Below are 22,438 nucleotides of genomic sequence, written 5' to 3'. Positions count from 1 at the left end.
GTAGAGGCTCAGGGCAGGGGTGCTTAAGACACGATTAAGGGCAGCTTCGGCTATTGGCTGTTGTGTTGTTCAAAGGAGAACCCTCTGGGCCGCACCAAGCCTTCTTGCCCCACCACGGCCCGGGTCCAGACGAGGCCGTCGTGCGCGCAGCGCGCGGGCCATTACGCTGGACGGCAGGATGGCGTCGAAGCCGGACACGTCACTTGGTTGAGCAACCCCAGCCGACTTCAGTCGAAACTCTTGCCTAGCGCAGCGCCGCTCCCCCCGTCCCCTCTGCTGCGCAGCTCTGCGAGTCTGGGGATGGGGGGCTGGGGGGGTGGGGCAAGGCAGCAACCGTCACCACAAACCACCCCCCAACTCCCCCCATGCGCCACTCGGCAGATGCGCCCCCCACCCCCTGCCCCCTAGCCTGACCTCATGACCCCGCCTTCCCCCGACTCCTCGCCCCCACCCGAACGGCCCAGAAGCGCCCTGGCCGTGCTGGGCACCTACCTGGGGCCTTTGAAGTGGCAGGTGGTTACCCTGGCCGCCCTGCTGCTGACCGGCACCGCCCTGAACCTGCTGCTGCCCCAGTTGCTGCGGCGCTTTGTGGACAGCGCCAAACTGGGCGCCGGGGCCGACGTGAGCCTGCTGGTGGGGCTGGCCGGGCTGTACATCGCGCTGGCCGTGGGCGTGCAGCTCATGACGGCCGGGGCCACCTATGTGGGCGCCCGGGTGGGCTGGACCGCCACCAACCGCCTGCGCGCCGATCTGATGGCACACCTGCTGTCGCTGGACATGCGCGAGCACAAGGAACGCACCCCCGGCGAGATGATCGAGCGCATTGACGGTGACGTGACCGCCCTGAGCAACTTCTTCTCGCAGTTTGCGGTGCGGGTGTTCGGCGCGGCGCTGCTGCTGACGGGCGCCCTGGTCATGTTCTTCCGCGAGGACTGGCGGGTGGGCCTGGGGGTGACCCTCTTTACGCTGGTCACGCTGGGCGCCATGAACCGCGTGCGCAAGCTGGGCGTGGAGCCCACGCGTCTGGAGCGCGAGGCCAGCGCCCGGCTGTTCGGGTTTGTGGAAGAGCGCCTCTCGGGCCTGGACGACATTCGCAGTCTGGGGGCCGGGGAGCACCACCTGCGGCGCTTCCTGCAGACGCAGCGCAGCTTCTTCACCCGCTCCGTGACCTCGTGGCGGCGCCGGAGCGTGGTGTGGCAGCTGAGCATGCTGCTCTTTGCCATTGGCTATGTGGGCGTGCTGACCGCCGCCGTGGGCCTGTACGCCGCCGGGGCCATCTCATTGGGCACCGCCTTTCTGATGTACCAGTACATGACCCTGGTGGAAGAACCCATTGACCAGCTCACCCAGCAGTTGCAGGACCTGCAAAAAGCCGGGGCCAGCCTGGGGCGCGTGTCTGAACTGCTGGCCCTGAAGAGTGCCGTGCTGGGCGGCCCGGCGCCGCTGCCCCCCGGGCCGCTGGCACTGGACTTTGACCACGTCACCTTTTCCTATGCCCCGGAAGACCCGGCCGCCCAGCCGGTGCTGCGCGGGGTGTCGTTTCACCTGCCTGCCGGGCAGACCCTGGGGTTGCTGGGCCGCACGGGCAGCGGCAAGACCACCCTCACGCGCCTGATCGCCCGCCTGTACGACGCCACCCAGGGCGAGATCCGCCTGGGCGGGGTGAACGTGACCCACACGCCCCTGCACGACTTGCGCCGCCGCGTGGCGGTGGTGACCCAGGACGTGCAGCTGTTTCAGGCCAGCGTGCGCGACAACCTGAGTTTCTTTGACCCGGAGGTCAGTGACGCGGCGGTGGAAGCTGCGCTGCGTGAGGTGGGTCTGGGCCCGTGGCTGGCGCGCCTGGAAAGCGGCGTGCGCACGCCCCTGCCCACCGGCAGTCTCTCGGCGGGCGAGGCGCAGTTGCTGGCCTTTGCCCGTGTGCTGCTGCGCGACCCCAGCCTGATCATTCTGGACGAGCCCAGCAGTCGCCTGGACCCCGCCACCGAGGCCCTGCTGACCGCCGCCATGACCCGGCTGCTGTCCGGGCGCACCGCCATCATCATTGCCCACCGCCTGGACACCGTGGCGCGCGCCGACCGCATTCTGGTGCTGGGCGACGGCCAGATTCTGGAACACGGCGCCCGGGACGCCCTGGCCCATGACCCGAACAGCCACTACGCCGCGCTGCTGCGCGCAGGCGTGCTGGATGAGGGCGAAGGGGTGCTGGCATGAGGGGGATGTGGGCCGTGGGTTGTGGGCTGTGGGAACCACACGGCGCTCTGCCGCCGGCCCTACACCCCACCACCGACAACCCACACCCATATGGAGCCCCCGCATGACCACCACTCCCCTGCCCCCACCCACCGAACGCACCTTCGCGCTGTCCAGAGAGCTGTTCAAGTACCGCCCCGGCCTGTTCGCCTTCAATCTGCTGATGTGGAGCATGGTGCACGCCTCGCCCGCGCTGCTGACCCTGGCGGTCAGTGGCATCTTCGGCGCGCTGGAACGGGCCGATGAGCTGCAGAGCGCCGGGCAACGCCTGGACCCGGCGGTTGCCGCCGCCTGGGTGGCCCTGGGCTGGTTTGCCTTCGTGCGCCTGAGCCGCTTTGGCATTTTCTATGGGGCGTTTCGCGCCTGGATTGAACTGTGGTACACGCTTGACGCCCTGGTGCGGCGCAACCTGCTGGGCTACCTGCTGACCGCCCGGCGCAGCCGCCGCCTGCCCGACACCCCCGCCGAGGCAGTCAGCCGCTTCCGCGACGATGTGGACGATGTGGCCGGCTATACCGAGGTCTGGGTGGACGGTGCGGGCTTCGTGCTGTACTCGGTGGTGGCGATCACCCTGATGGCCCGGGTGGACCCGCTGATTACCCTGCTGGTCTGCGCGCCGCTGCTGCTGATGGTGCTGTTCGTGCAGCGCCTGTCGCCCACCATCCGCAGCTACCGCCGCCGCATGCGCGAGGCCACCGCCCGCGTGACCGACTTTATCGGGGAGACCTTTGGCGCGGTGAGCGCCGTGAAGCTGGCCGCCCAGGAAGGCAGCATGGTCACGCACCTGCGCGCCCTGGGCGAGACGCGGCGCCACGCCGCCCTGCGCGACGTGCTGCTGACCGAACTGATCCGGGGCGTGAACACCAACATGGTGAACCTCGCCGTGGGGCTGGTGCTGCTGCTGGGCGCCAACAAGGTGCGCGGCGGCGCCCTGGGCATTGAAGACTTTGTGCTGTTTATCGGCCTGCTGCCGCGCCTGACCGGCTCCATGGGCTTTTTTGGCGACGCCATTGCCCGCCACCGCCGCACCGGGGTCAGCTACGACCGCATGACCCGCCTCCTGCAAGACGCCCCGGACACCACCATCGTGGCGCACCACGCGGTGTACCTGCAGGGCGACCCGCCGCCCGCACCCCCGGCCCCGGCGGCCCAGCCGCTGCAGGAGCTGCGGGTGCAGCACCTCACCGCCACCCACCCGGGCGGGCTGGGCATTCAGGACGCCAGTTTCACCCTGCGCCGCGGCGAATTTGTGGTGGTGACTGGCCGCATTGGCAGCGGCAAGACCACCCTGCTGCGCGCCGTGCTGGGCCTGATTCCGGTGCAGGGCGGGCAGGTGTTCTGGAACGGTGAGGCCGTGGAGGACCCTGCCACCTTCTTGGTGCCGCCCCGCAGCGCCTACACAGCCCAGCTGCCCAACCTGTTTTCCGACACCCTGGCCGAGAACATCACCAGTGGCGCTGACCCTGCCCACCTGGAGCGCGCGGTGCAGCTGGCGGTGCTGGAAGCGGACCTGGGGGCGCTGCACAGCGGCCTGGATACCCCGGTGGGCGCGCGCGGCGTCAAACTGTCCGGCGGCCAGATTCAGCGCGCGGCCGTGGCCCGCATGCTGGCCCGCCCCGCCGATCTGCTGGTGTTTGACGACGTCTCCAGCGCCCTGGACGCCCGCACCGAAGCCCAGCTGTGGCAGGGCTTGAGCACCACCGACGCCACCTGTCTGGTGGTCAGCCACCGCCGCGCCGCCCTGCTGCGCGCCGACCGCATTCTGCTGCTGCAAGCCGGCCGCGTGACCGACGAGGGCACCCTGCCACAGCTGCTGGAGCGCAGCCAGGAGATGCGGGCACTGTGGGCGGAGGAAGGGGAGTAAAGGGGGGTGAGACGTGGGTTGTGAGGTGTAGGGAAAGACGGGAGTAGGGCGTAGAGACAGCAGGAGGCGAGGGCCAACACGTCCCTCGCCTCCTGCCTTTGTGTTTTGAAGTTGAAAGTAGAACCTGCCGGGCCGCACCAAGTTGCCAGTGCTCCTTCACCGCCCGGGTCCAGACGAGGCCGTCGTGCGCGCAGCGCGCGGGCCATTGCGGTGGGGCGGAAGATGGCGTCGGAGCCGGACACGTCCCTTGGTCGAGCAACCCCAGCCAACACCAGTAAAAACTCTTGCCCAGTGCTAACGTCGCTCCCCCCTGCCCCTCCGGGGTAGGCGGGCTGGGGGGGTGGGGCCAGCCCGCAAGCCCCACCCTCACCCCCCTCAAATCTCCTGCAGCGGAATCGCTGCCAGCCACGCCGGCACCTCATCCGGCGCATACGTGTCAAACACCAGCCGCGTCAGCGCCACCAGCGGATACCCCCCCAGTTCGCCTCCCTCTTTGCGCCGGTCCACGATGCAGGCAATCCCCACGCACCGCCCCCCCGCCGCCTCCGCCGCCCGCACGGCCTTCAACACACTGCCGCCCGTGGTCAGCACGTCCTCCACCGCCACAAAGGTCTCCCCGGGCGCCACCGTAAAGGCTTCCCGGATCTTCATGCCGCCCTGCCCGTCTTTCTCGGCAAAGAGGGCGCGGGTGCCATAGTGGCGGGCCGTTTCGTAGGCCAGCACCACCCCGCCCATCGCCGGACCAATGATGAACTGGGCCTGAATCCCGGCGTCCCTGACCGCCTGCGCCAGTGCCCGCCCAATCTGCTCGGTGTACTGGGGGTGCTGCAGCACGGTGGTGCTTTGCAGGAACTTGGGGCTGTGGCGCCCGCTGGCCAGCAGAAAGTGACCCTCGTGGTAGGCGCCGGCCTGCTGATACAGCTCAAGAACGTTCATGAGGGCAGTATTCCCCATTCGGCGCCCGGGCCGCTGGCCTAAACCACCTGGCCGATGCGCGCGGGGCCCGGCGTGCGCTCTGATAGACGCTGCAGGCCAGAGGCCGCCCCCCGGCATCAAGAAAGCCATAGGGCGCGCGGGGCCACTGGCGGGAAAGAATAGGCGCAGTCCGCCGGGCGCCTCTGATCCGGGCCTCCTGTGCTTCCACAGCATCTTGGAAAGGCGCACAGATGCTTGTCCATCGCCGGCGGTCTGGCCCTGCTGGTGTTTGCTCGCCCCTCGCCCTCGGCGCACCCGAGTTCCATCTGAGACTGAGAGGTAGAAAGCAGCGTGAATCAGGCGTTTGTGGATGCAAGCTGGCACGAGGTGCCCACGGAAGAGGGGCTGAGCGGGATCGGCGGCTGGGGCCTGATCCTGATCGTGCCGGGCGCGCTGCCGGCCCGGGTGCAGGGCCAGCTGCGCGCGCCGGACAACAACGCCGCCGAGGTGCGCGCGGTTCTGGAGGCGGTGCGCGCCGCGCCCCCGGGGCAGCCCCTGACCGTGCACACCGACAACGAGGCGGTCATTGCCTCGGTGGGGCGGGGCCGGGGTCCGGAATTTCTCTCGGAGGCCGCCCGCGAGGTCCGCGAGGAGGCCGAGGTGCGCGGCGTGGACCTGCGCGTGCGCTACGCCCCCCGCACCCGGCGCCACATGCAGGCCGCGCACCTGCTGGCCAACGACGCCCGGCGTGGCCTGGGCACCCCTGGCCTGACCGAAACCCGCTCCGACGTACTGATCGAGCAGCGCGCCGCCGGCGACGAGGCCCGCGTGAGCCTGCGCCGCCCCGGCGAGCGCGTGACGGCCCACGTGCCGCTGGACTTTGCCTCGGAGGTGCCGCCCAGTGCCCAGGCGCTGCTGGCGGCGGTGGGGCTGGCCCTGCCGGGCGAGGTCCTGGTGGTGCGCCGGGCCAGCAAGGTGGCCCAGGCCCTGTGGCAGCGCCCCGAACGCGCCCTGCGCCCCGGGGCCCAGGCCCTGCTGCAGGGCGCCCGGCGCGCGGCCGATGAAAGCGGCGTGCAGGTGGAATTTCTGGGGGTGGGGTAGCGCAGGGAGTACGCTGAAACCATGCGCCTGAGTTCATTTGCGGTGGAAGTGGGAGGCGCCCCCGCCCCGGGGCGGCAGGGCACCCAGGTGCGGGCGTGGGGCGAGACGGACCTGCTGCTGGTCTCGGCCCCGCTGCCGGGCGTGCTGCGTGTGCGCCTGGTGCCAGAAGCGCGCGCCAGTGCGCTGTCCTTTCCCCGCCCCGCGCCCAAAACTAGCTTTGCCCTGCGCCCCGGGCTGCCCGAGGGCGTGAGCCTGAGTGCCAGCGAACAGGGCCACGACCTGCTGATCATTGGCGGGGGCCTGGGCCTGAAGCTGGACCGCCGCACGGGCGAGTGGCAGGTGCTCAGTGGCAGCGGCCCCGGCGCGCGGGTGCTGGCCGAGGCGCGGGCCTGGACCGGCGAGCCCCCACGCGCTCACCCGGCGCTCTCGCCGGATCAGGTGCAGCTGCGCCGCACCCGCCTGAGCCTGACGGCCCCCGAGGGCGCGGCGTACCTGGGCTTTGGCGAGAAGGTGGGCCCGCTGGACAAACGCGGCCTGCACCTGACCTTCTGGAACACCGACTGCTTTCCCCACCACCTGGAAACCGATCCGCTGTACGTCTCCATTCCCTTCACCACCGTGCTGCAGGGGGGCCGCGCCCACGGGCTGTTCGTGGATGAATCCTGGCGCCTGGAAGCGGACGTGGCGCGCACGCACCCGGATGAACTGCGCGTGGCCTCGGCGGGGCCAGAGCTGGACCTGTACGTGATCGCCGGGCCCCGCCCCGCCGACGTGCTGCGCCGCTACGCGGAACTGACCGGCACAGCCCCCATGCCGCCGCTGTGGGCCCTGGGCGCCGCGCAGAGCCGCTGGGGTTACCGCACCGAAGGCGACCTGCGCGCCGTGATTGCCGGCTACCGCGAGCGCGGCCTGCCCCTGGACAGCGTGTACGTGGACATTGACTACATGGACGCCTACAAGGTCTGGACGGTGAACCGCGCGAACTTCCCGGACCTGCGGGCGCTGGTCAAAGAGGCAGCGGGCCAGGGGGTGAAACTGGTGCCCATCGTGGACCCGGGCGTGAAGGTGGAAGCGGGCTACGAGGTCTACGAGGAAGCCGTGCGCGGCGACCATCTGGTGCGCACCGCCCGGGGCGACGTGCTGGTAGGCGAGGTCTGGCCGGACCCGGCAGTCTTCCCCGACTTCACCCGCCCCGAGGTGGTGGCGTGGTGGGCGGGCCATCACCGCTTTCTGGCCGAGGCCGGCATCCAGGGCCAGTGGAACGACATGAACGAGCCCGCGTGCTTTTCCCTGCGCCAGCCGCAGCCCACTGAGGGCAAGACCCTGCCTTATGGCGCCCGGCACGGCACCCGCACCCACCTGGAAGTGCATAACGTGTACGCCAACGGCATGAACGAGGCCAGCCGCGCCGGTTACGCCCGCTTCAGTCCGGGCATCCGGCCCTGGATTCTCACGCGGGCGGGCTCTGCGGGCATTCAGCGTTCGGCGGCGGTGTGGACCGGCGATAACGCGGCCAGCTGGGGGCATCTGGCCCTCAGTCTGCCCATGCTGGGCGGCCTGGGCCTGAGCGGCGTGCCGTTCGTGGGGGCCGACGTGGGCGGATTTGGCGGCGACAGCACGGGCGAACTGCTGGTGCGCTGGTATCAGGCGGCGCTGGGCTATACCTTCGTGCGCAACCACGCGGCCCTGGGCACCGCCGACCAGGAACCCTGGCGCTTTGGCGAGCCCTACACGGCGCTGGTGGGCGCGGCGCTGAACCTGCGTTACCGGCTGCTGCCGCACCTGTACACCCTGGCGCACGCGGCCACCCGCACCGGGCTGCCGCTGCTGCGCCCGCTGGCCCTGCACTTCCCCGGCGACGAGGACGCGCTGCGCGAGGACAGCCAGTACCTGCTGGGCGAGGGCCTGCTGGTGGCCCCGGTGCTGCGCAGCGGCGGGCGCCGGCGCCAGGTGTACCTGCCAGCGGGCCGCTGGGCCGAGGTGTTCAACCTGGGCCGCTTCGGGGCCATCCACGGGGGCGAGCGGTTTGTTACTGCGCCCGCGCCGCTGGACACGCTGCCTCTGTACCTGCGCGCGGGCGAGGCGCTGGCCCTGACCCAGGGGGCCCCGCACACCACCACCGCGCGCTGGGCAGACCTGACATGGCTGGTCCACGCCGGGCCCCACGGCTTCGTGGGCCAGCTGTACGAGGACGGCGGCGACGGCCCGGTGCGCGGCCGGATGACCCGGCTGCTGGGCGAGCGCCACGGCACGCAGGTGCTGATTCGCCGCGAGGTGGAGGGCGAGAGCTTCCCCGAACCGCGCGTGACCCTGCGTGTGGCGGGCCTGGGGCATGTGCGCCGCGCCGAGGGTGCCGTCAACTACACCTACGAGGACGGCGTGCTGTCCCTGACCCTCCCGGCGCGCTGGTCGGCCGTCACCCTAGAACTTGATGAAGACGAGGAGAGCGGCCCCGACCCCGACGCCCTGGAGGTTGAGGACCGCTAAACCAGGGCGCCGGACACCCTCTTCAAGGCGTCCGGCGCGTGACAGGCCACAGGGGCCGGGCTTTAGCGGCTGGCTTTATCCTGCGGCGCGGCGGTTACGGTCACCCGCTGGCCCTGGCGCAGGCCCTTAAAGGCCACGTCGGCGTGGGCCGTGACCGGCTGGCCCAGCGCGTTGGCCGCGTCCTGGGCCACGGTCTGCACGAAAAATTCCATGTCGCGCACCACGGGGTGCCCCACAAAGGCGTCTATGTAGCTGTCCAGGCTGAACAGTTCCAGCAGCCCCGGGCCCGCCTCGTAGCGCAGGGCCAGGGTGCTGCCGGGGCCCGGGTTGCCGGTGGCCGGGCACAGGGGAGGCAGGTGCAGCACATGCTCCACCAGGGTGCTCAGGTCCGGGCGGGCGTTGGCAATCACCCGCAGCCGGGCGGCGGGCTCAGGCGCCTCACTCACGCCGCGATGGACCGCGCCGCGTGCCGCAGCCGGATCGCGAACAGCGCGGCGATCAGGAACTTGGCCACGATGTCGGCAAAGATAATCTGGGTGATCTCGTTGCTGCTTTTATCGCCCCAGAACGCCAGCAGGGTAAACAGAATCGAGTCCAGCGGCACGCTGAGCGCGTTGCTGGCCAGCACCCGGGTCCACCAGCGGCGCCGGATCAGGCGCTGGTACACGGCCGTGTCGGCCAGCTCGCTCACCAGAATCGCCAGGAAGCTGGCGCCAATAAAGCGCCACGAGGTATCCGTGACCAGGGCGAATGCCGTGTTCACCAGCAGCGCCGTGCCTATGGCGAGATACACGGCGTTCAGGCCGCCCGCGCGGTGAATGCGGTCGCGCAGGGTGAACACGGCGGCGAAGAAGATGGTGCCCACGCTGAGCAGCCCAAACACGGGCAGCGGAATGAAGGTGTTCAGCGTGAAGTTGGCGAGCAGAATGCTCAGGGCATACAGGGCAATCAGGAGCAGGGGCAGCGGGGCAAGCAGGCCCCGAGCGGGAGAATGGTTCATAGATGCCTCCAGCCACAGCGACAAAACAGGTCGCGGGCCGCCCCGCAGGGTAGCAGATGCGCCCTTGTGGGGAACTCATACGGGTTCCGAAACATTCCGGAACGTGCTCCGGAATTTTTCCGACCAGCGGAAGAAGGAAAAAATAGGGATTTCCGGGAATTGGGCTGGAACAGCGCCGAAGGCGGAGAACATCCCCCTTCTTCCCGGATGGTACGGAAATGGACGGCAGTCCGTATCAGGTGAGCCGACAGCGGGGAAAAAGCAGACTCACCGAGGCGCAGCGCAGAGCGAACCCGGGAACACCCGGAAGGCCGGTCAGGAAACAGTCCCATCCCCTTCCAAGCGGCCCTGGACGCACAGGCGTTCCGTCCGGGGTGGCGCTTAAGTACGTTGCACCTCACGTTACGACTTTGCAGGAGAGCACCGCAAAGTCTCCACTCCCGGTGCAACGTACTTTTTTCGATACTCGCTCCGCTCGGTTGATCTAAAGATCAACAGCGAGCTACTTAAGTCCCTCGCCCTTCCCCCAGGCCAACGGTTCAGAAGGGCGCAGCAACGTTTCCATTCCCAGTGCGAGGCACTTTGCTTTGCCACTCGCTCTGCTCGGTTGATCTAAAGGTCAACAGCGAGGTACTTAGCGGCGGCGGCCGAAGCGCAGCTTGGAAGTGGGGGCAGGGGCGTCAGGAACAGGCAGCGGGGTGATGGCCTCGAAGTCGCGCACCGCGCCCTGCAACCACCCCGGGGCGCCGCCGGGGCTCAGCAGGTCCTCGCCCGGGACCCAGGTGGCGCCCGTGACTGTGCTGGGGTCCGGCTGCAGAATGCCCGCGCAGTACTCGGTGCCGAAAATCAGGTTCAGGCGCATGCCGCCCTCCGCGCCGTGCATGCCGCGCGCCGCGTGCGAGCCCACCAGTTTCAGCTCGCCCACCGCCAGGCTCACCTGCTCGCGGATGGTGCGCCGCAGCTGCAGTTCCACCGGATTGGTGCCGGTGGCGGCATTCAGAATGAAACCGGGCAGGTCGTGGCTGCCGCCGGGCAGCAGCGGCTGGCGCGGGCTGGTGATCAGGTAGGCGCCCCGGTGCACAATCAGGGCGAACGCCCCCACCTGATAGGCGGTGGGCAGGGTCTGCTCTTGGGGGGGGGTCATCACGGTGGGGGCTCCTACAGACCAGGGGGACTTGAGGTGAGGGCATTGTACCCTCCGCCCCCCGGCCCGTCATGACCGCCACAGGGGGGGCTGCAGCACCCGCGCGCGCAGCGCCGCCGCGAGGTCTCGCAGCGCCGGGTCATGCGCCGGGCTGGTCCAGGCCGGGGACTGCACCAGCAGCAGGGCCGTGACCCCGGCCGGGTCCGGCAGGCCCGCGCCGGGGGCCGCCTGCCGGGTCAGGGTGATCCGGTCATGGCGTTCAGCGGGCAGCAGCGGCGAGACCTCGGCCCAGGTGCGCGGCAGGTCAAAGCCCTCGGCCACCGGCAGCTCGGCGTGCCAGTGGGGATACAGCGTGGTGACGCGCCGGATGAGCCCCGAGCGCAGCCCCAGCCCCGCCCAGTTGCCAGGGCGCACCCGCGCCGGATCGCCGGAGACGCTGGCGAGGTCGTGGTGGGAATCCAGATTCAGCACGTCCTGACCAGGAAACTGCTGCAGCCACTCCCAGGCGTCCGCGTGGCTGAGGGTCACCCAGGCCGGCACCCCGGCGTAGGCCCGCAGCGTTTCCCAGCCGGGGTACAGGGGAAAATCGTCCTCCAGGGCGGCCCAGGGCGCGGCGCCGTGAGGGTCGCCGCCGCGCCGCGCCGCCCGCGCCGTCCAGGCGGCCAGCCGGTCCTCGTCGCGGTCGCGGGTGCCCCAGACCGGCGCGTCGAACACCAGTGCCCGGGTGCCGGAAAAGGCGTCCCAGTCCACGCTCAGCAGCATCAGAAGCGGCGCAGGTAGGAGGTGGTGGCCCCGCCCTCCCGCACAAAGCCCAGGCGGTCGTTGATGGCCAGCATGGGCGCGTTGTTGCTGGCGTTGTCGGTGCGGATGAGCGCGCCGCCCAGCGCCTGCCCCGCACGAATGGCCCCCAGCTTGAGCAGTGTGGCCACGCCCTGAGCGCGCCACTCGCGCGTGACGCCGGTCAGGCCAGTCAGCAGGTCCGGGCTGGCCTCGCTGCGAAACAGGGTGGTCTGCCCGATGAACGCTCCGCCGTGTTCAGCCACCAGATAGCCGTCCGGCAGCAGGCAGGGGTCGTCCAGCACCGCCTCCCTGAAGACCTCAAAGGACAGTGGAGTGGCGGGCTCGGCGCGGGGCACGTCCTGGCGCACGTCGCTCATCAGGGCGTGCAGGCGGGCGTCCAGGTCGGGCTCGCCCGCCGCGCGCAGTTCGCTGAACGAACGCAGGCGCACGCCCCGGGCCGCCAGCCGCCCGCGCAGGTCCGCGTAGGGCGCTTCATCAAAGGCCAGCAGGTCCAGCACGCTGAAAAAAAACCGCTGGTCACCCACGAAGCCCCGGCGGGTCAGGAAGCCGGGGGCCACCGGGTGCTCGTCGCGCGCCAGGATGCGGGCCGACTTGGCGCCCAGCCCGCGCAGGACCGTTTCCAGCGCCGTCCAGAGGGCAGCCCCGGCGCCCAGCCCCTGCCGGTCCGGGTGCACGCCCAGTTCCAGCGTGAAGCGCCGCGGGTGGTACGCGCCCGGATTCTGAAAGTACAAGGCGCTGCCCACCACCTCGGCGTGCTGCCGGGCCACGAGCACGCCCGCGTGGTAGCCCCAGCCGAGCTGCTCCTCGTCGCGGCGGCGCAGCTCGGCCCCGCTGACCGGATCACTGGGCTGCGCGGCGGTGTAGGCCCGCGCCGCCGCGTCCCACTCGTGGGGCTGCACGGGGCCAACGTCAATGGGGGCCGCAGACACAAGCCCCTGGGTCATACGCCGCCCCACTTCATTTCAATCCAGGCCACGCGCGGGCGAAAGCCCAGGCGCCCGTTCAGGGCCAGCATGGGCGCGTTGGTGGTGGCGTTCCCGGTCCAGACCTCGGCCGCGCCGCGCTCACGGGCCAGCCGCAGGGCCGCCAGCTTCAGGGCCAGCGCCAGCCCATGTCGGCGCCACGCGCGGCGGGTGCCGGTCAGGCCGGTGTTCAGGCGGGCGGGGTCGTGCAGGTCCAGATACAGCTCGGACAGGGCGGCCACCTCGCCTTCCGGGGTCACGGCCAGCAGCACGCCCTCCGGGAAAAACTCGGGGCGGATCAGGCGGTCGCGGAAGGTCTCAAAGGGAATGGGCGTGGCGGCCCCGGTGCGCGGCACATCCTCGCGGGCCTCGCGCCAGCCCTCGTAGAAGGCAAGGTTGGCGGCCGTCTCGCCCACCTCGGCGCGCAGCTCGGCCAGACTCAGGACCCGCAGGCCCGGCGGCAGCGCCGCTTGATCGGCCCACGCCGCCGGGTCAACGTCGGCCACCGTCAGCACATTGTCGAAAAAGCGCATGACCTCGGCAAAGCCCCGGGCCTGCAAAAAGGCCACGCCCTGCGGCTCGTCCTCGTAGCTGCCGGCCAGAATTTCCCGTGCGCGGCGTGCCCGCAGGTGGGTGTCCAGCTCGGCCGCCAGCGCCGTGCCCACCCCCTGCCCACGAGAGGCGGGGTGCACGCCCAATTCAGCGTGATAGCGGTCCGGGTGATACATGCCGCCAAACTGCAGCGCCGAGGCGGCGCCCAGCAGGGCGCCCGAAACCGCGTCCTGCGCCACCCACTGCGCCACATGCAGCCCCAGCGGGCTGTCGCGCAGGGCCTGCAGTTCATGCTTCAGGGTCTGGGCGGTCCAGGGGTGGCGGGGATTGACGGCGCTCAGCAGCTCGGCCAGAGCCGGCAGGTCGGTGTCGGTGGCCTCGCGGATGGCGAACGCCCTCACAGACTGGCCTCCACAGCGGTGGGCTGGCGCTCGCCGGTCACGGGGTCCAGGTGCAGTTCATAGCGGCTGCGGGTGGGGCCAGGCCGAAAGCCCAGCGCGCGGTTCATGCCCAGCATGGCCTTGTTGGGCGGGTCGTTGAAGGTGCGGATCTCGCCGCCGCCCGCCGCGTGCAGGGCGCGCATGGCGGCCACCTTCAGGGCCTTGGCCACCCCCAGGCCCCGGTCCTCGCGGCGCACGCCGGTCATGCCGATCACGTGGAAGCCGCCCGGCGTTTTCATCAGGCTGGAGTAGCCCACGTAGGGGCCGGTGAGGGGGTCGGCCAGGGCCGGCCGCAGGGCCACGAACGAGAATTCGTGGCTGAAGGTGGGGTCGTCCAGTTCCTGCTTGCGCCAGGTCTCAAAGGGCCGCCGGGTCAGGGTCTGGCCCATGGGCACGTCCTGGAACAGCTGCCAGTCCAGCTCCCACAGCTGGTGGTCGCGCCCCGGGTCGCCGGCCAGTTCCGCCACCGAGCGCAGTTCAATGCCCTGGGCCGCTACTCCACTCAGCAGGGCGTCAAAGGCGCCCAGGTCCAGGTCACCTGTGTGCAGGCGAGATTCGTAGCGGTCCCAGGTGCGCACAAAACCGCGCCGGTCCAGAAAGGCGCGCCCGGCCTCGTCGCGCGGCTGGTCACTGAGCATGGTGCGGATGTCCCGGGCGCCGCGCGCGCGCAGGCGGGCCAGCAGTTCGCTGTACAGCGCCCGGCCAATGCCCTGGCCCCGGGCCTGCGGATGAACGGTGATGTGGCCAAAGTAGCGCCAGTCCTCGTAGGCGAAATCGTCGTGGCCGGTCTGTCCCAGCCCCACAATGTGGCCGCCCTGTTCGGCCACCACGGCGGTGTGGTACAGCCCCGGGTCACGCGCGGCTTCCCAGATGGCCAGCAGCTCGGCCGTCACCGGCCAGTCGGGGTCGCTGTCGCTGAGCACGCGGGCCACGCCAGCAAAATCATCGGGTTTGCGCACGTCGCGCAGGGTAAAGGCACTCATGGGGCCCATCATGGGCTGGGCGTGGGCGGCGCGGCATCCGCCAGGGGGCTTAGGCTCATCTGCCTTTCAGTCGGGGCCCACCAGTCGCCGCCGCTCCAGCCGCTGGCCCCGGCTGCGCGAGACCCGCTTGAGGGCTGCCACCGGCAGCACCACGCGCGGCGTCCACCACGTCTGGGCCGCCTTGTGCAGCGCCCAGCCGCCGCCCAGGGTAACGGCGGTGTGCTGGGCCAGCCCGTCCCGGCTGCGCCACACCAGCACGGTGCCGGGCTGATCGTCGTGCCCCCCGGGCCGGGTGTGTGCCTGCAAGAAGGCTTCAAAGGGCGCCCGCTGCATCCAGGTCTGCGCGGCGCCGGGCACTCCGGCCGCGCCCATCACGGCGCCAAAGCAGTTGCCCGCGCTGCCGTCCGGAAAGGTGCCCGCCAGCGCCTGGGCCCCGGGCAGGAGCGCCGCCGCCCCCGCCCAGACCGCTTCCGGCACCTGCGCCCGCTGGCACGGCAGCCCATCTTGCTCCACCCAGCGGGTCAGCACCGCGGGGCCCAGGTGATCCGGGTGCCAGAGAAAGCGGCCCCGGGGCAGCCCTGGCAGGAGGTCGGCGTAGGCGCGGCCCAGCGGCAGGTTGCCCCGCCCATGCCGCACCTGGGCCCGCAGCAGCGTGCGCTGAAGGGCAGAGGCCAGGTTTGCCCAGTCGGCCCGGTCCAGCCACACGACCTGATCGGCCCCGGGCGCTACGGCCCACAGGGTGAAGGTGTCGCGGGCCTCGGGGGGAAAGGCCGCGTCGGCTCTGGGTTCACTGTTCAGGCCCAGGGTCTGCACCTCGGCGGCGGTCAGGAAGAAGGGCTGGCGTGCCGGGGCCAGCCACGCACGCCAGCGGGCGGCCAACCCGGGCAGCAGCTCAATATTCAGGACGTTCATGTTGGCGTTCCCAGTGCAGTCCGAAGTGCACTGCCCAGTTCCTCTGGGTGCGTGAGCCAGGCGTTGTGGGGCGCGCCGGGAACCTCGGCCCACGTGCCCAGGGGCAGCAGCGCCGCCAGTTGCCGCGCGGGCCAACCGGGGCGGATGTCGGCGCTCATGTGCAGAACTGTTGTGGGCACCGGCAGGTCTGCCAGACGGCGCAGCAGGTCCGGCGCCTTGATCAGGGCCCGCCAGTCGCTGAGCAGGGCGCGGTGCACTTCGGGGTTCCAGGCCACGTCCAGCGCGGGTTCCTGGCCCTTGCCGGCCTCATAGGCAGCCTTCCAGTCGCGGTCGTTCTGAATGCCGGTTCCAGCCACACTCAGCAGCTGCGCCACACGCGCCGGGTGCGCCAGGGTATAGGCCAGCCCCAGATCCGCGCCCCAGGAATGGCCCAGCACCCGCCAGCGCTCTATCCCCAGGGCCGCGCGCAGGGCTTCGAGGTCTGCCAGGGCCGTGGTGAGGTCATGAAGGCCACCACCACTTTGACCCACCCCGCGCGGGTCGGGCAGCAGGCAGCGCCAGCCGGGCAACAGCGCCGCCACGGGGCCGAGGTAATTCACGCAGCCCGGCCCACCGGAGAGCAGCAGCAGGGGCGCCCCCTTGCCCAGGGCGGTGACGTGCAAGGGCGTGCCATCGGCGGCAGAAATGACCATGTCACCAGTGTCGCGCCGCTTCGCCCCGGCCACATCCGCCACCTGACGCAGGGTTCTACGGGTTCCGAAACATTCCGTCACGTCTTCCGGAATTTTCCGACCGGAGGGACTCGCAACGCTGCGCAGCAGAGCAGGAACAGAGACGGAGTTCCGGGCATTGGACCGCCCCCAGCCCAAGGCGGGGACCATCCCCCTTCTTCCCGGATGTTCCGGATATGGACGGCCGTCCGTATTACAGCCCAGCGGCCGGGCTGAACCACCCCTGCACCTGGGCGAAGGGTAGAGCGGTGGCCGGGGCAAAACTGCCCTGGGTGCGCAACGCCTGGGCCAGTTGCGCCACATGACCCAGCGCGGCCAGCAGCAGCCCCGGCCCCACGCTGACCCGGCAGGCGCCGGCCGCCAGCAGTTCGGGGGCACCCGGCCCGCCGGGGAGCAGCATCACGGCCACGGGCCCGCCGATCCCCGCCCGCAGCGCCTGCACGGTGGCCGGGTCGGTCACGCCGGGCACGAACACACTGTCGGCCCCGGCCTGCAGGTAAGCCCGACCCCGCCGGACGGTTTCATGGAGCCGCTCGGCCGCGCTGGCCCCGAAACCGGTGAAATAGGTGTCGGTGCGGGCATTGAGATAAGCCGGCACGCCCGCCGCTTCAGCGGCCCCACGCGCGGCGGCCAGCCGGTCCACCTGGGCGGCCAGGGGGTACAGCGGCGCACCGGGTTCGCCTGTGGCGTCTTCCAGGTTCAGGCCAGCGGCCCCCAGGTCCAGCGCGGCGCGCACGGTGGCGGCCACCTCCGGCGGGCGGTGGCCGTACCCGGCTTCCAGATCGGCGGTCACGGGCACCTGCACCGCCGCCACCATGCGGCCCAGCGCATGCAGGGCCTCGGCGCGCGGCAGCACCTGCCCGTCGGGGTGGCCCAGCGCAAAGGCCACCCCGGCGCTGGTGGTGCCGATGGCCGGAAATCCGGCCTCCTGCAGCAGGCGGGCGCTGAGGGCGTCCCAGGCGTTGGGCAGCACCAGGCCGCCGCCGTGCAGGGCGCGCAACTGCCGAGCACGCGCAGCAGTGTCGGCCAGGGATGGGGGGGCGGGCAACGGGGCATTAGCACTCATGGGCGGCTCCTTGGGGGTGAAGGTGATGCCAGAGATGAAAGACGGCGAGGCTGCGCTGCGGGGCGTAGGGGGCCAGCAGGGCCTGCACCTGCGGCGGCGTGGGGCGGGCGGCCAGGGCGTGCGCGCGGTGCAGGGCCGCCGCCAGCGCCGCGTCCCCGGCCGGAACCACATCGGGAAAGCCCAGCACGCGCAGCAGGACATACTCGGCGGTCCAGGGTCCCACGCCAGGAATGGACCTCAGCGTTCGGCGGGCCGCGCCCACCGGGCCGCGGGCCAGCGCCTCCAGGTTCAGTTCGCCGCACGCCACCCGGGTGGCCAGCCCCTGCAACAGGGCAGCGCGGGCCCCGGTCAGGCCCAGGGCGCGCAGCTCGGACAGGGACAGGGCCGCCACCGCTTCGGGCGAAGGTGGGGCCCACAGCCCGCCGCCCAGGGGGCTGCCGCAGCGCTCCACCAGCCGCCGCCGCAGGGTGCAGGCCTGCGCAAAGGTAACCTGCTGGCCCACCACCGCCCACACCAGCCCGTCAAACGGGTCTGGCACCAGCGGCACCCGCAGGCCCGGCGGGGCCAGGGCGAGCCCGGGCGGCCCGGCCTGGACGGGCGCAGGCCCGTCCAGCCCCAGGGCCCGCCACGTCAGCCGGTGCAGCGCTAGCCCGTCGGCCGGGTCCAGGGGGCCGGGCACCTCGGGCTGCACGGTCACGGTGCCGCCCAGGTCGCCGGAAAAGTGCAGCGTCACGCGGCGCGGCCCCGAGGGCAGGCGCCAGCCCAGCGTCACCACCGGCCCCTGCACCTGCGCCGTGAGGCTGCGGGCGTCCCGGCCCAGGTCGCGCCGCAGGCTGGCCGCCGGGAAATCCACGGGCAGGGCCAGGGTCCAGCGGCCCTGCGCCGGTCCCTGGCGAAACGCCTGCGGGGCCACCCCCATGGCCCGCCGGAACTGCGCCCCAAAGGCCGAGAGGCTGCCGTAGCCGGCCTCAAAGGCCACCTGGGCCACGGACCGCTCCGGGCAGAGCAGCAGGGCCCGGGCGGCCAGCGCCACCCGCTCGCGGCCCAGCCACGCGGCCGGTGAACACTGCAGATGATCGCGGCACAAGCGGTGCAGCGCGCCGCGCCCCAGGCCCAGCGCGCGGGCAAGGTCACGGGCGGTGGGCACCTCGGGCACCGCAACGCGGGCCAGGGCTGCCCAGAAGGTGGCTTCTTCAGCTGGGGCCCCGGCCCCGAAGGCGTCGGGGTGGCAGCGCCGGCAGGCGCGCAGCCCGGCGGCGCGGGCCTGCGCCGGGCTGGCATGAAACGCCACGTGCCGCGCCAGCGGCTTACGCGCCCGGCACGACGGCAGGCAGTAGATGCCGGTGCTGGTGACGCCGGTATAGAACAGCCCGTCAAAGGCGGCGTCGGCGGCGTACATCCGCTCCAGCATGAAGTCGTGCGAGTACGGCAGGGCCATGCGGCTATTGTCCGCGCCGGGCCCCCGCCGCCTCTACCGGATCTGTGCGGGGCAATCCTGGCACGCCCGGCCGGCCGCTGCGGCCGGCCGGGCCTCGTCCCAGTCCTCTGAACACCCCCGGCGCGTGAAGGCACAGGGGTGTTACGCTGGGGCACGGCAGGCCCCGTTCCTGGGCGCTGCACACCCACCTTCCACTCCGCGTCCAGAGAGACGCCCCGCGCCCGCGCGCGGTAAGTCCGTCCGAGAGACGGCGACTGGAGCCCATATGTTCAGCACTGCGACATTCAGGCGTCGCCCCGGCACGGTTTCGGGGGACGCCTGTCCTACGTCTGGCAGACGGCACGCCCGCCGCGCCCTGCCCCCACGGGAGACCGCATGACCACCAGAGGCGAACTGAAGTACGAGGGCAAGGCCAAGCGCGTGTATGCCACGCCCCACCCCGGCGAGTACATCGTGGAATACAAGGACGACGCCACCGCCTTTAACGGAGTGAAAAAGGCGCAGATTGGCGGCAAGGGCGCCATCAACAACGCCATCACCGCGCACCTGTTTCCGCAGCTGGAACAGGCGGGCGTGCCCACCCACTTCATCGAGCGGCTCTCCGACACCGAGCAGCGCGTGCGGGCCGTGACGATCATTCCGGTGGAAGTGATTGTGCGCAACGTGGCGGCCGGGTCCTTCAGCAAGCGCCTGGGGATTGAGGAAGGCACGGTGCTGGCGCGCCCCGTGGTGGAGTACTGCTACAAGAGTGACGCCCTGGGCGATCCCCTGATCAACACCGATACCGCCGTGGCGCTGGGCTGGGCCACACCCGAGGAACTGACGCGCATCCGCGAACTGGCGCTGAAGGTACAGGCCTTTCTGGTGCCGTATTTCGCGGCGCGCGGGGTACGCCTGATTGACTTCAAGCTGGAATTTGGCCGCCTGGCCGACGGCACGGTGGTCCTGGCCGATGAAATCAGCCCCGACACCTGCCGCTTCTGGGACGCCGAAACGAACGAAAAGCTGGATAAGGACCGCTTCCGCCGTGACCTGGGCGGCGTGGAAGACGCCTACAGCGAGATGCTGGCGCGCGTAACGCGAGAGCTTTAAGGCCAAGTCCCAATCTCTCTGCGCCTGCTGCCCCGCACCCCAACTTGTCTGCCCCAGTCGTCCCAAGGAGCCCCCCCATGTCCACCTACAAAGCCAAAGTCTTCGTGACCCTTAAGCCCAGCATTCTCGACCCCCAGGGCCGCACCGTGGAGCGCGCGCTGTCGCACCTGGAGCACGGCAACGTGGCCGGCGTGCGCGTGGGTAAGTACATCGAACTGACGCTGCACGGTACCCGCGCCGAGGTTGAAGCCCAGCTGAAGGACATCACCGAGAACGTGCTCTCCAACCCCGTGATGGAAGACGCCCGCTGGGAGCTGGAGGGGGCGTGAGCGTGCCGCCGGTGGTCAATCTGAACGCCAAATTTGGCCTCTTTCACGAGCACTGGTCGCCCAAAGTGGTGGCCGCACTGAACGGTCAGCAGGTCAAGCTGGCGAAGATCAGTGGCGAGTTCCAGTGGCACTGGCACGAACACGAAGATGAACTGTTTTTCGTGGTGCGCGGCACCCTGCGCCTGAAATTCCGGGACGGCGAGGCTGTTTTAAACGAAGGCGAGCTGCTGGTGGTGCCGCGCGGTGTGGAGCACCTGCCTGTGGCCGAGACCGAGGAGACGTGGATCATGATGTTTGAACCGGCCAGCACCCTGAACACCGGGAATGTCACGAGCGAGCGCACGGTGGCGCAGCTGGAGCGCCTGTGAGCCGCAGGGCCTTCACCTCCGGGTCCTGCGGCGCTCTGCGGCAGGCCTCTGCGGTTTCGTCCCTGCGTCCTTTCTCCCTCTCGCCTCGCTCGGGTTTCGCCGCCTGGGCGGCTTCAACCGGAGCCCTATGAAAACCGCCGTTATTCAGTTTCCCGGCTCCAACTGCGACGCCGACGCACTGCACGCCGCCCGCTTGCTGCTGGACGAGCAGGCGCAGTTTGTCTGGCACACCGAGGCCGGGCTGCCCCAGGGCACCGACCTGGTGTTCCTGCCCGGCGGCTTCTCCTACGGCGATCACCTGCGCAGCGGCGCCATCGCCGCACGCAGTCCCATTATGGAGGCGGTCAAGGCCCACGCAGCGCGCGGCGGGTATGTGCTGGGCGTGTGCAACGGCTTTCAGGTGCTGACCGAGTCCGGGCTGCTGCCCGGCGCCCTGAGCCGCAACCGCGAACTGCATTTCCTGTGCCGCCCCGTGCACCTGCGGGTAGAAAACGCAGGCACGGCCTTTACGGGGGCGTATGCCGAGGGCCAGATCATTGAAGTGCCCATCGCGCATGGCGAGGGCAACTACTATGCCGACGCTGAAACGATTGCCCGACTGGAGGGCGAGGGGCAGGTGGTGTTCCGCTACGTGGACAACCCCAACGGCTCGCTGAACGACATTGCTGGCATTGTGAACGCGCGCGGCAACGTGCTGGGCATGATGCCCCACCCCGAACGCGCGGTCGAGGCCCTGCTGGGCAGCGAGGACGGGCAGGGCCTGTTCCAGAGCCTGACCGGCACCCTGGCCACCCGATGAACGTCCAGACCTTCCTGGCCCGCTCCTACGCTGCCGAGCTGGCGCTGTTCCGCACGGCACTGGATACGGTTCCGGAAGAAGATTTTGCCACCCCTCGCCTGGGCCACAGCCCGGCTTGGCACGCCCTGCACGTGGCGGAGTGGTTGCGCTTTTTCGTCTTTCAGGATTTCAGCGCCACCTATGACCACCTGGGCTGGGAGGACGACGCCCGCATGGGATTTGCGCGCGGCATCCCGCCTGTGACCACGGCCGATGGCAAGGCCGCCGTGCTGGCCGAACTGGACCGGATGGGCACAGAGCTGGACACCCACCTGCAGACCCTGCGGGATGACCAGCTGACCGACGAGCTGCGTTCACCCCCGGCACCAGGCGGTGTCCGGGTGCGGCTTGATGGCCTGAGCTTGCATCTGCGGCACGTTGCCTACCACCGCGGCCAGCTGCGGCTGGCGCTGAAACAGGCCTGAGATGAACGAGGCCCGCCCATGACCCCCGCTGGCACTGTGGCCGAACTGTACCGCTACCCCATCAAGTCGGTGGGCGGCGAGGCACTGGCGCAGGTTCCGGTGACGGAACGGGGCCTAGAGGGCGACCGCGCCTGGGCTGTCACCGACGTGGACGGCAAGTTCGGTTCTGGGAAGAGCACCCGCCGCTTCCGCCGGATGGACGGCCTGCTGAATTTCCAGGCGGTCCTTCCTTCAGGACACACCGAACCTCAGCTGATCCTGCCGGACGGCACAGTTCATCCGGCCACGGCTGAAGGCGCCAGCATTGCGCTCTGCGAGGCCACTGGACGCACAGTCCGGGTCACCGCTGAAGGCCCCATCTCTCATTTCGACGAGGGGCCGCTGCATCTGCTCACCACCTCCGCACTGGCATGGCTGGCGGAGGCCCACGGCGCACCAGTGGCCAGCCGGCACTTCCGGCACAACATTCTGCTGGGGACCGGCCAGACTCCTGACCATCTGGAAGAACGCTGGCTGGGCCGAATTCTGGCACTGGGCGACACGCTGATGGTCAGGATTTCGGCCCCCATGCCCCGCTGCGTGATGGTCAACATGGCCCAGCCCGACCTGGGGGCCAACCCGGGCCTCCTCAAAACCATTGCCTCGCTGCACCCCGACGCGTGCTTTGGCGTGCTGGCCCATGTGGTTCAGCCCGGCACCCTTCGCCTGGGCGACCCCGCCCGCATCCTCTGATGTCT

At 70.5% G+C, this 22,438-nt stretch carries 22 protein-coding genes; 10 read left to right on the top strand and 12 right to left on the bottom strand.

The annotated features are described in order from the left end of the window. Positions 1-417 precede the first annotated feature (417 nt). Together C8263_RS11560 and C8263_RS11555 are read left to right on the top strand one after the other, a co-directional pair. The gene (locus C8263_RS11560) at positions 418-2,214 is read left to right on the top strand and encodes an ABC transporter ATP-binding protein (RefSeq protein ID WP_107138274.1); all 1,797 of its coding nucleotides are present in this window, start codon (positions 418-420) and stop codon (positions 2,212-2,214) included. Positions 2,215-2,317: 103 nt separating this feature from the next. Beyond that, on the top strand, positions 2,318-4,117 hold the full coding sequence (locus C8263_RS11555; protein ID WP_107138273.1) for an ATP-binding cassette domain-containing protein: 1,800 nt from the start codon (positions 2,318-2,320) through the stop codon (positions 4,115-4,117). A 375-nt stretch (positions 4,118-4,492) separates the two neighbouring features. Here the strand turns inward: C8263_RS11555 and pyrE are convergent, their stop codons facing one another. After that, a complete protein-coding gene (gene pyrE, locus C8263_RS11550) occupies positions 4,493-5,053 on the bottom strand; it encodes an orotate phosphoribosyltransferase (RefSeq protein ID WP_107138272.1) in 561 nt (186 codons plus the stop codon). Between the two features lie 330 nt (positions 5,054-5,383). Here pyrE and C8263_RS11545 point away from each other — a divergent pair, with 330 nt between their 5' ends. Then, positions 5,384-6,133: a ribonuclease H family protein gene (locus C8263_RS11545; RefSeq protein WP_107138271.1), complete on the top strand. Its 750-nt coding sequence runs from the start codon at positions 5,384-5,386 to the stop codon at positions 6,131-6,133. Between the two features lie 21 nt (positions 6,134-6,154). Next, entirely contained in the window at positions 6,155-8,620 is a 2,466-nt protein-coding gene (locus tag C8263_RS11540) for a glycoside hydrolase family 31 protein (protein WP_107138270.1), read from the top strand. Positions 8,621-8,682: 62 nt separating this feature from the next. Here the strand turns inward: C8263_RS11540 and C8263_RS11535 are convergent, their stop codons facing one another. The 11 genes from C8263_RS11535 to C8263_RS11485 all read right to left on the bottom strand — a co-directional run bounded on the left by C8263_RS11535 (position 8,683) and on the right by C8263_RS11485 (position 18,649). Next, complete coding sequence (locus tag C8263_RS11535) at positions 8,683-9,066, bottom strand: hypothetical protein (RefSeq protein WP_107138269.1); 384 nt, start codon at positions 9,064-9,066, stop codon at positions 8,683-8,685. Continuing rightward, entirely contained in the window at positions 9,063-9,620 is a 558-nt protein-coding gene (locus C8263_RS11530) for a VUT family protein (protein WP_199188386.1), read from the bottom strand. Before C8263_RS11530 ends, C8263_RS11535 begins: the two co-directional genes overlap by 4 nt. 634 nt (positions 9,621-10,254) lie before the next feature. Next, positions 10,255-10,764: a hypothetical protein gene (locus C8263_RS11525; RefSeq protein ID WP_107138268.1), complete on the bottom strand. Its 510-nt coding sequence runs from the start codon at positions 10,762-10,764 to the stop codon at positions 10,255-10,257. A 69-nt stretch (positions 10,765-10,833) separates the two neighbouring features. Continuing rightward, on the bottom strand, positions 10,834-11,526 hold the full coding sequence (locus C8263_RS11520) for an arginase (protein ID WP_107138267.1): 693 nt from the start codon (positions 11,524-11,526) through the stop codon (positions 10,834-10,836). Continuing rightward, positions 11,526-12,509, bottom strand: a complete 984-nt coding sequence (locus tag C8263_RS11515) for a GNAT family N-acetyltransferase (protein WP_107138266.1) — start codon at positions 12,507-12,509, stop codon at positions 11,526-11,528. Before C8263_RS11515 ends, C8263_RS11520 begins: the two co-directional genes overlap by 1 nt. Then, positions 12,506-13,480 carry a GNAT family N-acetyltransferase gene (locus tag C8263_RS11510; protein ID WP_107138265.1) on the bottom strand — a complete coding sequence of 325 codons (975 nt, stop codon included), beginning with the start codon at positions 13,478-13,480 and terminating at the stop codon, positions 12,506-12,508. The genes C8263_RS11515 and C8263_RS11510 overlap by 4 nt, the downstream gene beginning before the upstream one ends. Continuing rightward, entirely contained in the window at positions 13,477-14,502 is a 1,026-nt protein-coding gene (locus tag C8263_RS11505) for a GNAT family N-acetyltransferase (protein ID WP_107138316.1), read from the bottom strand. Before C8263_RS11505 ends, C8263_RS11510 begins: the two co-directional genes overlap by 4 nt. Before the next feature lie 66 nt (positions 14,503-14,568). After that, the gene (locus tag C8263_RS11500; protein ID WP_107138264.1) at positions 14,569-15,414 is read right to left on the bottom strand and encodes a hypothetical protein; all 846 of its coding nucleotides are present in this window, start codon (positions 15,412-15,414) and stop codon (positions 14,569-14,571) included. Then, complete coding sequence (locus tag C8263_RS11495; RefSeq protein WP_158263791.1) at positions 15,411-16,106, bottom strand: alpha/beta fold hydrolase; 696 nt, start codon at positions 16,104-16,106, stop codon at positions 15,411-15,413. The genes C8263_RS11500 and C8263_RS11495 overlap by 4 nt, the downstream gene beginning before the upstream one ends. A gap of 232 nt (positions 16,107-16,338) precedes the next feature. Next, entirely contained in the window at positions 16,339-17,211 is an 873-nt protein-coding gene (locus tag C8263_RS11490) for an isocitrate lyase/PEP mutase family protein (protein ID WP_107138262.1), read from the bottom strand. Continuing rightward, positions 17,201-18,649: a DNA-3-methyladenine glycosylase 2 gene (locus C8263_RS11485; RefSeq protein ID WP_107138261.1), complete on the bottom strand. Its 1,449-nt coding sequence runs from the start codon at positions 18,647-18,649 to the stop codon at positions 17,201-17,203. The genes C8263_RS11490 and C8263_RS11485 overlap by 11 nt, the downstream gene beginning before the upstream one ends. A gap of 375 nt (positions 18,650-19,024) precedes the next feature. Here C8263_RS11485 and purC point away from each other — a divergent pair, with 375 nt between their 5' ends. The 6 genes from purC to C8263_RS11455 all read left to right on the top strand — a co-directional run bounded on the left by purC (position 19,025) and on the right by C8263_RS11455 (position 22,433). Beyond that, a complete protein-coding gene (gene purC, locus C8263_RS11480) occupies positions 19,025-19,741 on the top strand; it encodes a phosphoribosylaminoimidazolesuccinocarboxamide synthase (RefSeq protein ID WP_199188385.1) in 717 nt (238 codons plus the stop codon). A gap of 77 nt (positions 19,742-19,818) precedes the next feature. Continuing rightward, positions 19,819-20,070: a phosphoribosylformylglycinamidine synthase subunit PurS gene (gene purS / locus C8263_RS11475; RefSeq protein ID WP_107138259.1), complete on the top strand. Its 252-nt coding sequence runs from the start codon at positions 19,819-19,821 to the stop codon at positions 20,068-20,070. Beyond that, the gene (locus tag C8263_RS11470) at positions 20,067-20,438 is read left to right on the top strand and encodes a cupin domain-containing protein (protein ID WP_107138258.1); all 372 of its coding nucleotides are present in this window, start codon (positions 20,067-20,069) and stop codon (positions 20,436-20,438) included. The genes purS and C8263_RS11470 overlap by 4 nt, the downstream gene beginning before the upstream one ends. A gap of 127 nt (positions 20,439-20,565) precedes the next feature. After that, positions 20,566-21,237, top strand: coding sequence for a phosphoribosylformylglycinamidine synthase subunit PurQ (purQ, locus tag C8263_RS11465; RefSeq protein WP_107138257.1), 672 nt, complete (start codon positions 20,566-20,568; stop codon positions 21,235-21,237). Beyond that, positions 21,234-21,701 carry a DinB family protein gene (locus tag C8263_RS11460; RefSeq protein WP_107138256.1) on the top strand — a complete coding sequence of 156 codons (468 nt, stop codon included), beginning with the start codon at positions 21,234-21,236 and terminating at the stop codon, positions 21,699-21,701. Before purQ ends, C8263_RS11460 begins: the two co-directional genes overlap by 4 nt. 18 nt (positions 21,702-21,719) lie before the next feature. Continuing rightward, positions 21,720-22,433, top strand: a complete 714-nt coding sequence (locus tag C8263_RS11455) for an MOSC domain-containing protein (RefSeq protein ID WP_107138255.1) — start codon at positions 21,720-21,722, stop codon at positions 22,431-22,433. Positions 22,434-22,438: the final 5 nt, after the last annotated feature.

Origin of the sequence: Deinococcus arcticus, assembly GCF_003028415.1 — a bacterium.
Taxonomy (GTDB): domain Bacteria; phylum Deinococcota; class Deinococci; order Deinococcales; family Deinococcaceae; genus Deinococcus; species Deinococcus arcticus.
This window is presented reverse-complemented; position numbering and strand designations above follow the sequence as displayed.

Bases quoted from the DNA above. Each gene is read 5' to 3' on its own strand.
- C8263_RS11560 (WP_107138274.1), top strand. From the start codon at position 418: ATGACCCCGCCTTCCCCCGACTCCTCGCCCCCACCCGAACGGCCCAGA.
- C8263_RS11555 (WP_107138273.1), top strand. From the start codon at position 2,318: ATGACCACCACTCCCCTGCCCCCACCCACCGAACGCACCTTCGCGCTG.
- pyrE (WP_107138272.1), bottom strand. From the start codon at position 5,053: ATGAACGTTCTTGAGCTGTATCAGCAGGCCGGCGCCTACCACGAGGGT.
- C8263_RS11540 (WP_107138270.1), top strand. From the start codon at position 6,155: ATGCGCCTGAGTTCATTTGCGGTGGAAGTGGGAGGCGCCCCCGCCCCG.
- C8263_RS11530 (WP_199188386.1), bottom strand. From the start codon at position 9,620: ATGAACCATTCTCCCGCTCGGGGCCTGCTTGCCCCGCTGCCCCTGCTC.
- C8263_RS11525 (WP_107138268.1), bottom strand. From the start codon at position 10,764: ATGACCCCCCCCCAAGAGCAGACCCTGCCCACCGCCTATCAGGTGGGG.
- C8263_RS11520 (WP_107138267.1), bottom strand. From the start codon at position 11,526: ATGCTGCTGAGCGTGGACTGGGACGCCTTTTCCGGCACCCGGGCACTG.
- C8263_RS11515 (WP_107138266.1), bottom strand. From the start codon at position 12,509: ATGACCCAGGGGCTTGTGTCTGCGGCCCCCATTGACGTTGGCCCCGTG.
- C8263_RS11505 (WP_107138316.1), bottom strand. From the start codon at position 14,502: ATGAGTGCCTTTACCCTGCGCGACGTGCGCAAACCCGATGATTTTGCT.
- C8263_RS11500 (WP_107138264.1), bottom strand. From the start codon at position 15,414: ATGAACGTCCTGAATATTGAGCTGCTGCCCGGGTTGGCCGCCCGCTGG.
- C8263_RS11495 (WP_158263791.1), bottom strand. From the start codon at position 16,106: ATGGTCATTTCTGCCGCCGATGGCACGCCCTTGCACGTCACCGCCCTG.
- C8263_RS11490 (WP_107138262.1), bottom strand. From the start codon at position 17,211: ATGAGTGCTAATGCCCCGTTGCCCGCCCCCCCATCCCTGGCCGACACT.
- C8263_RS11485 (WP_107138261.1), bottom strand. From the start codon at position 18,649: ATGGCCCTGCCGTACTCGCACGACTTCATGCTGGAGCGGATGTACGCC.
- purC (WP_199188385.1), top strand. From the start codon at position 19,025: ATGACCACCAGAGGCGAACTGAAGTACGAGGGCAAGGCCAAGCGCGTG.
- purS (WP_107138259.1), top strand. From the start codon at position 19,819: ATGTCCACCTACAAAGCCAAAGTCTTCGTGACCCTTAAGCCCAGCATT.
- purQ (WP_107138257.1), top strand. From the start codon at position 20,566: ATGAAAACCGCCGTTATTCAGTTTCCCGGCTCCAACTGCGACGCCGAC.
- C8263_RS11460 (WP_107138256.1), top strand. From the start codon at position 21,234: ATGAACGTCCAGACCTTCCTGGCCCGCTCCTACGCTGCCGAGCTGGCG.
- C8263_RS11455 (WP_107138255.1), top strand. From the start codon at position 21,720: ATGACCCCCGCTGGCACTGTGGCCGAACTGTACCGCTACCCCATCAAG.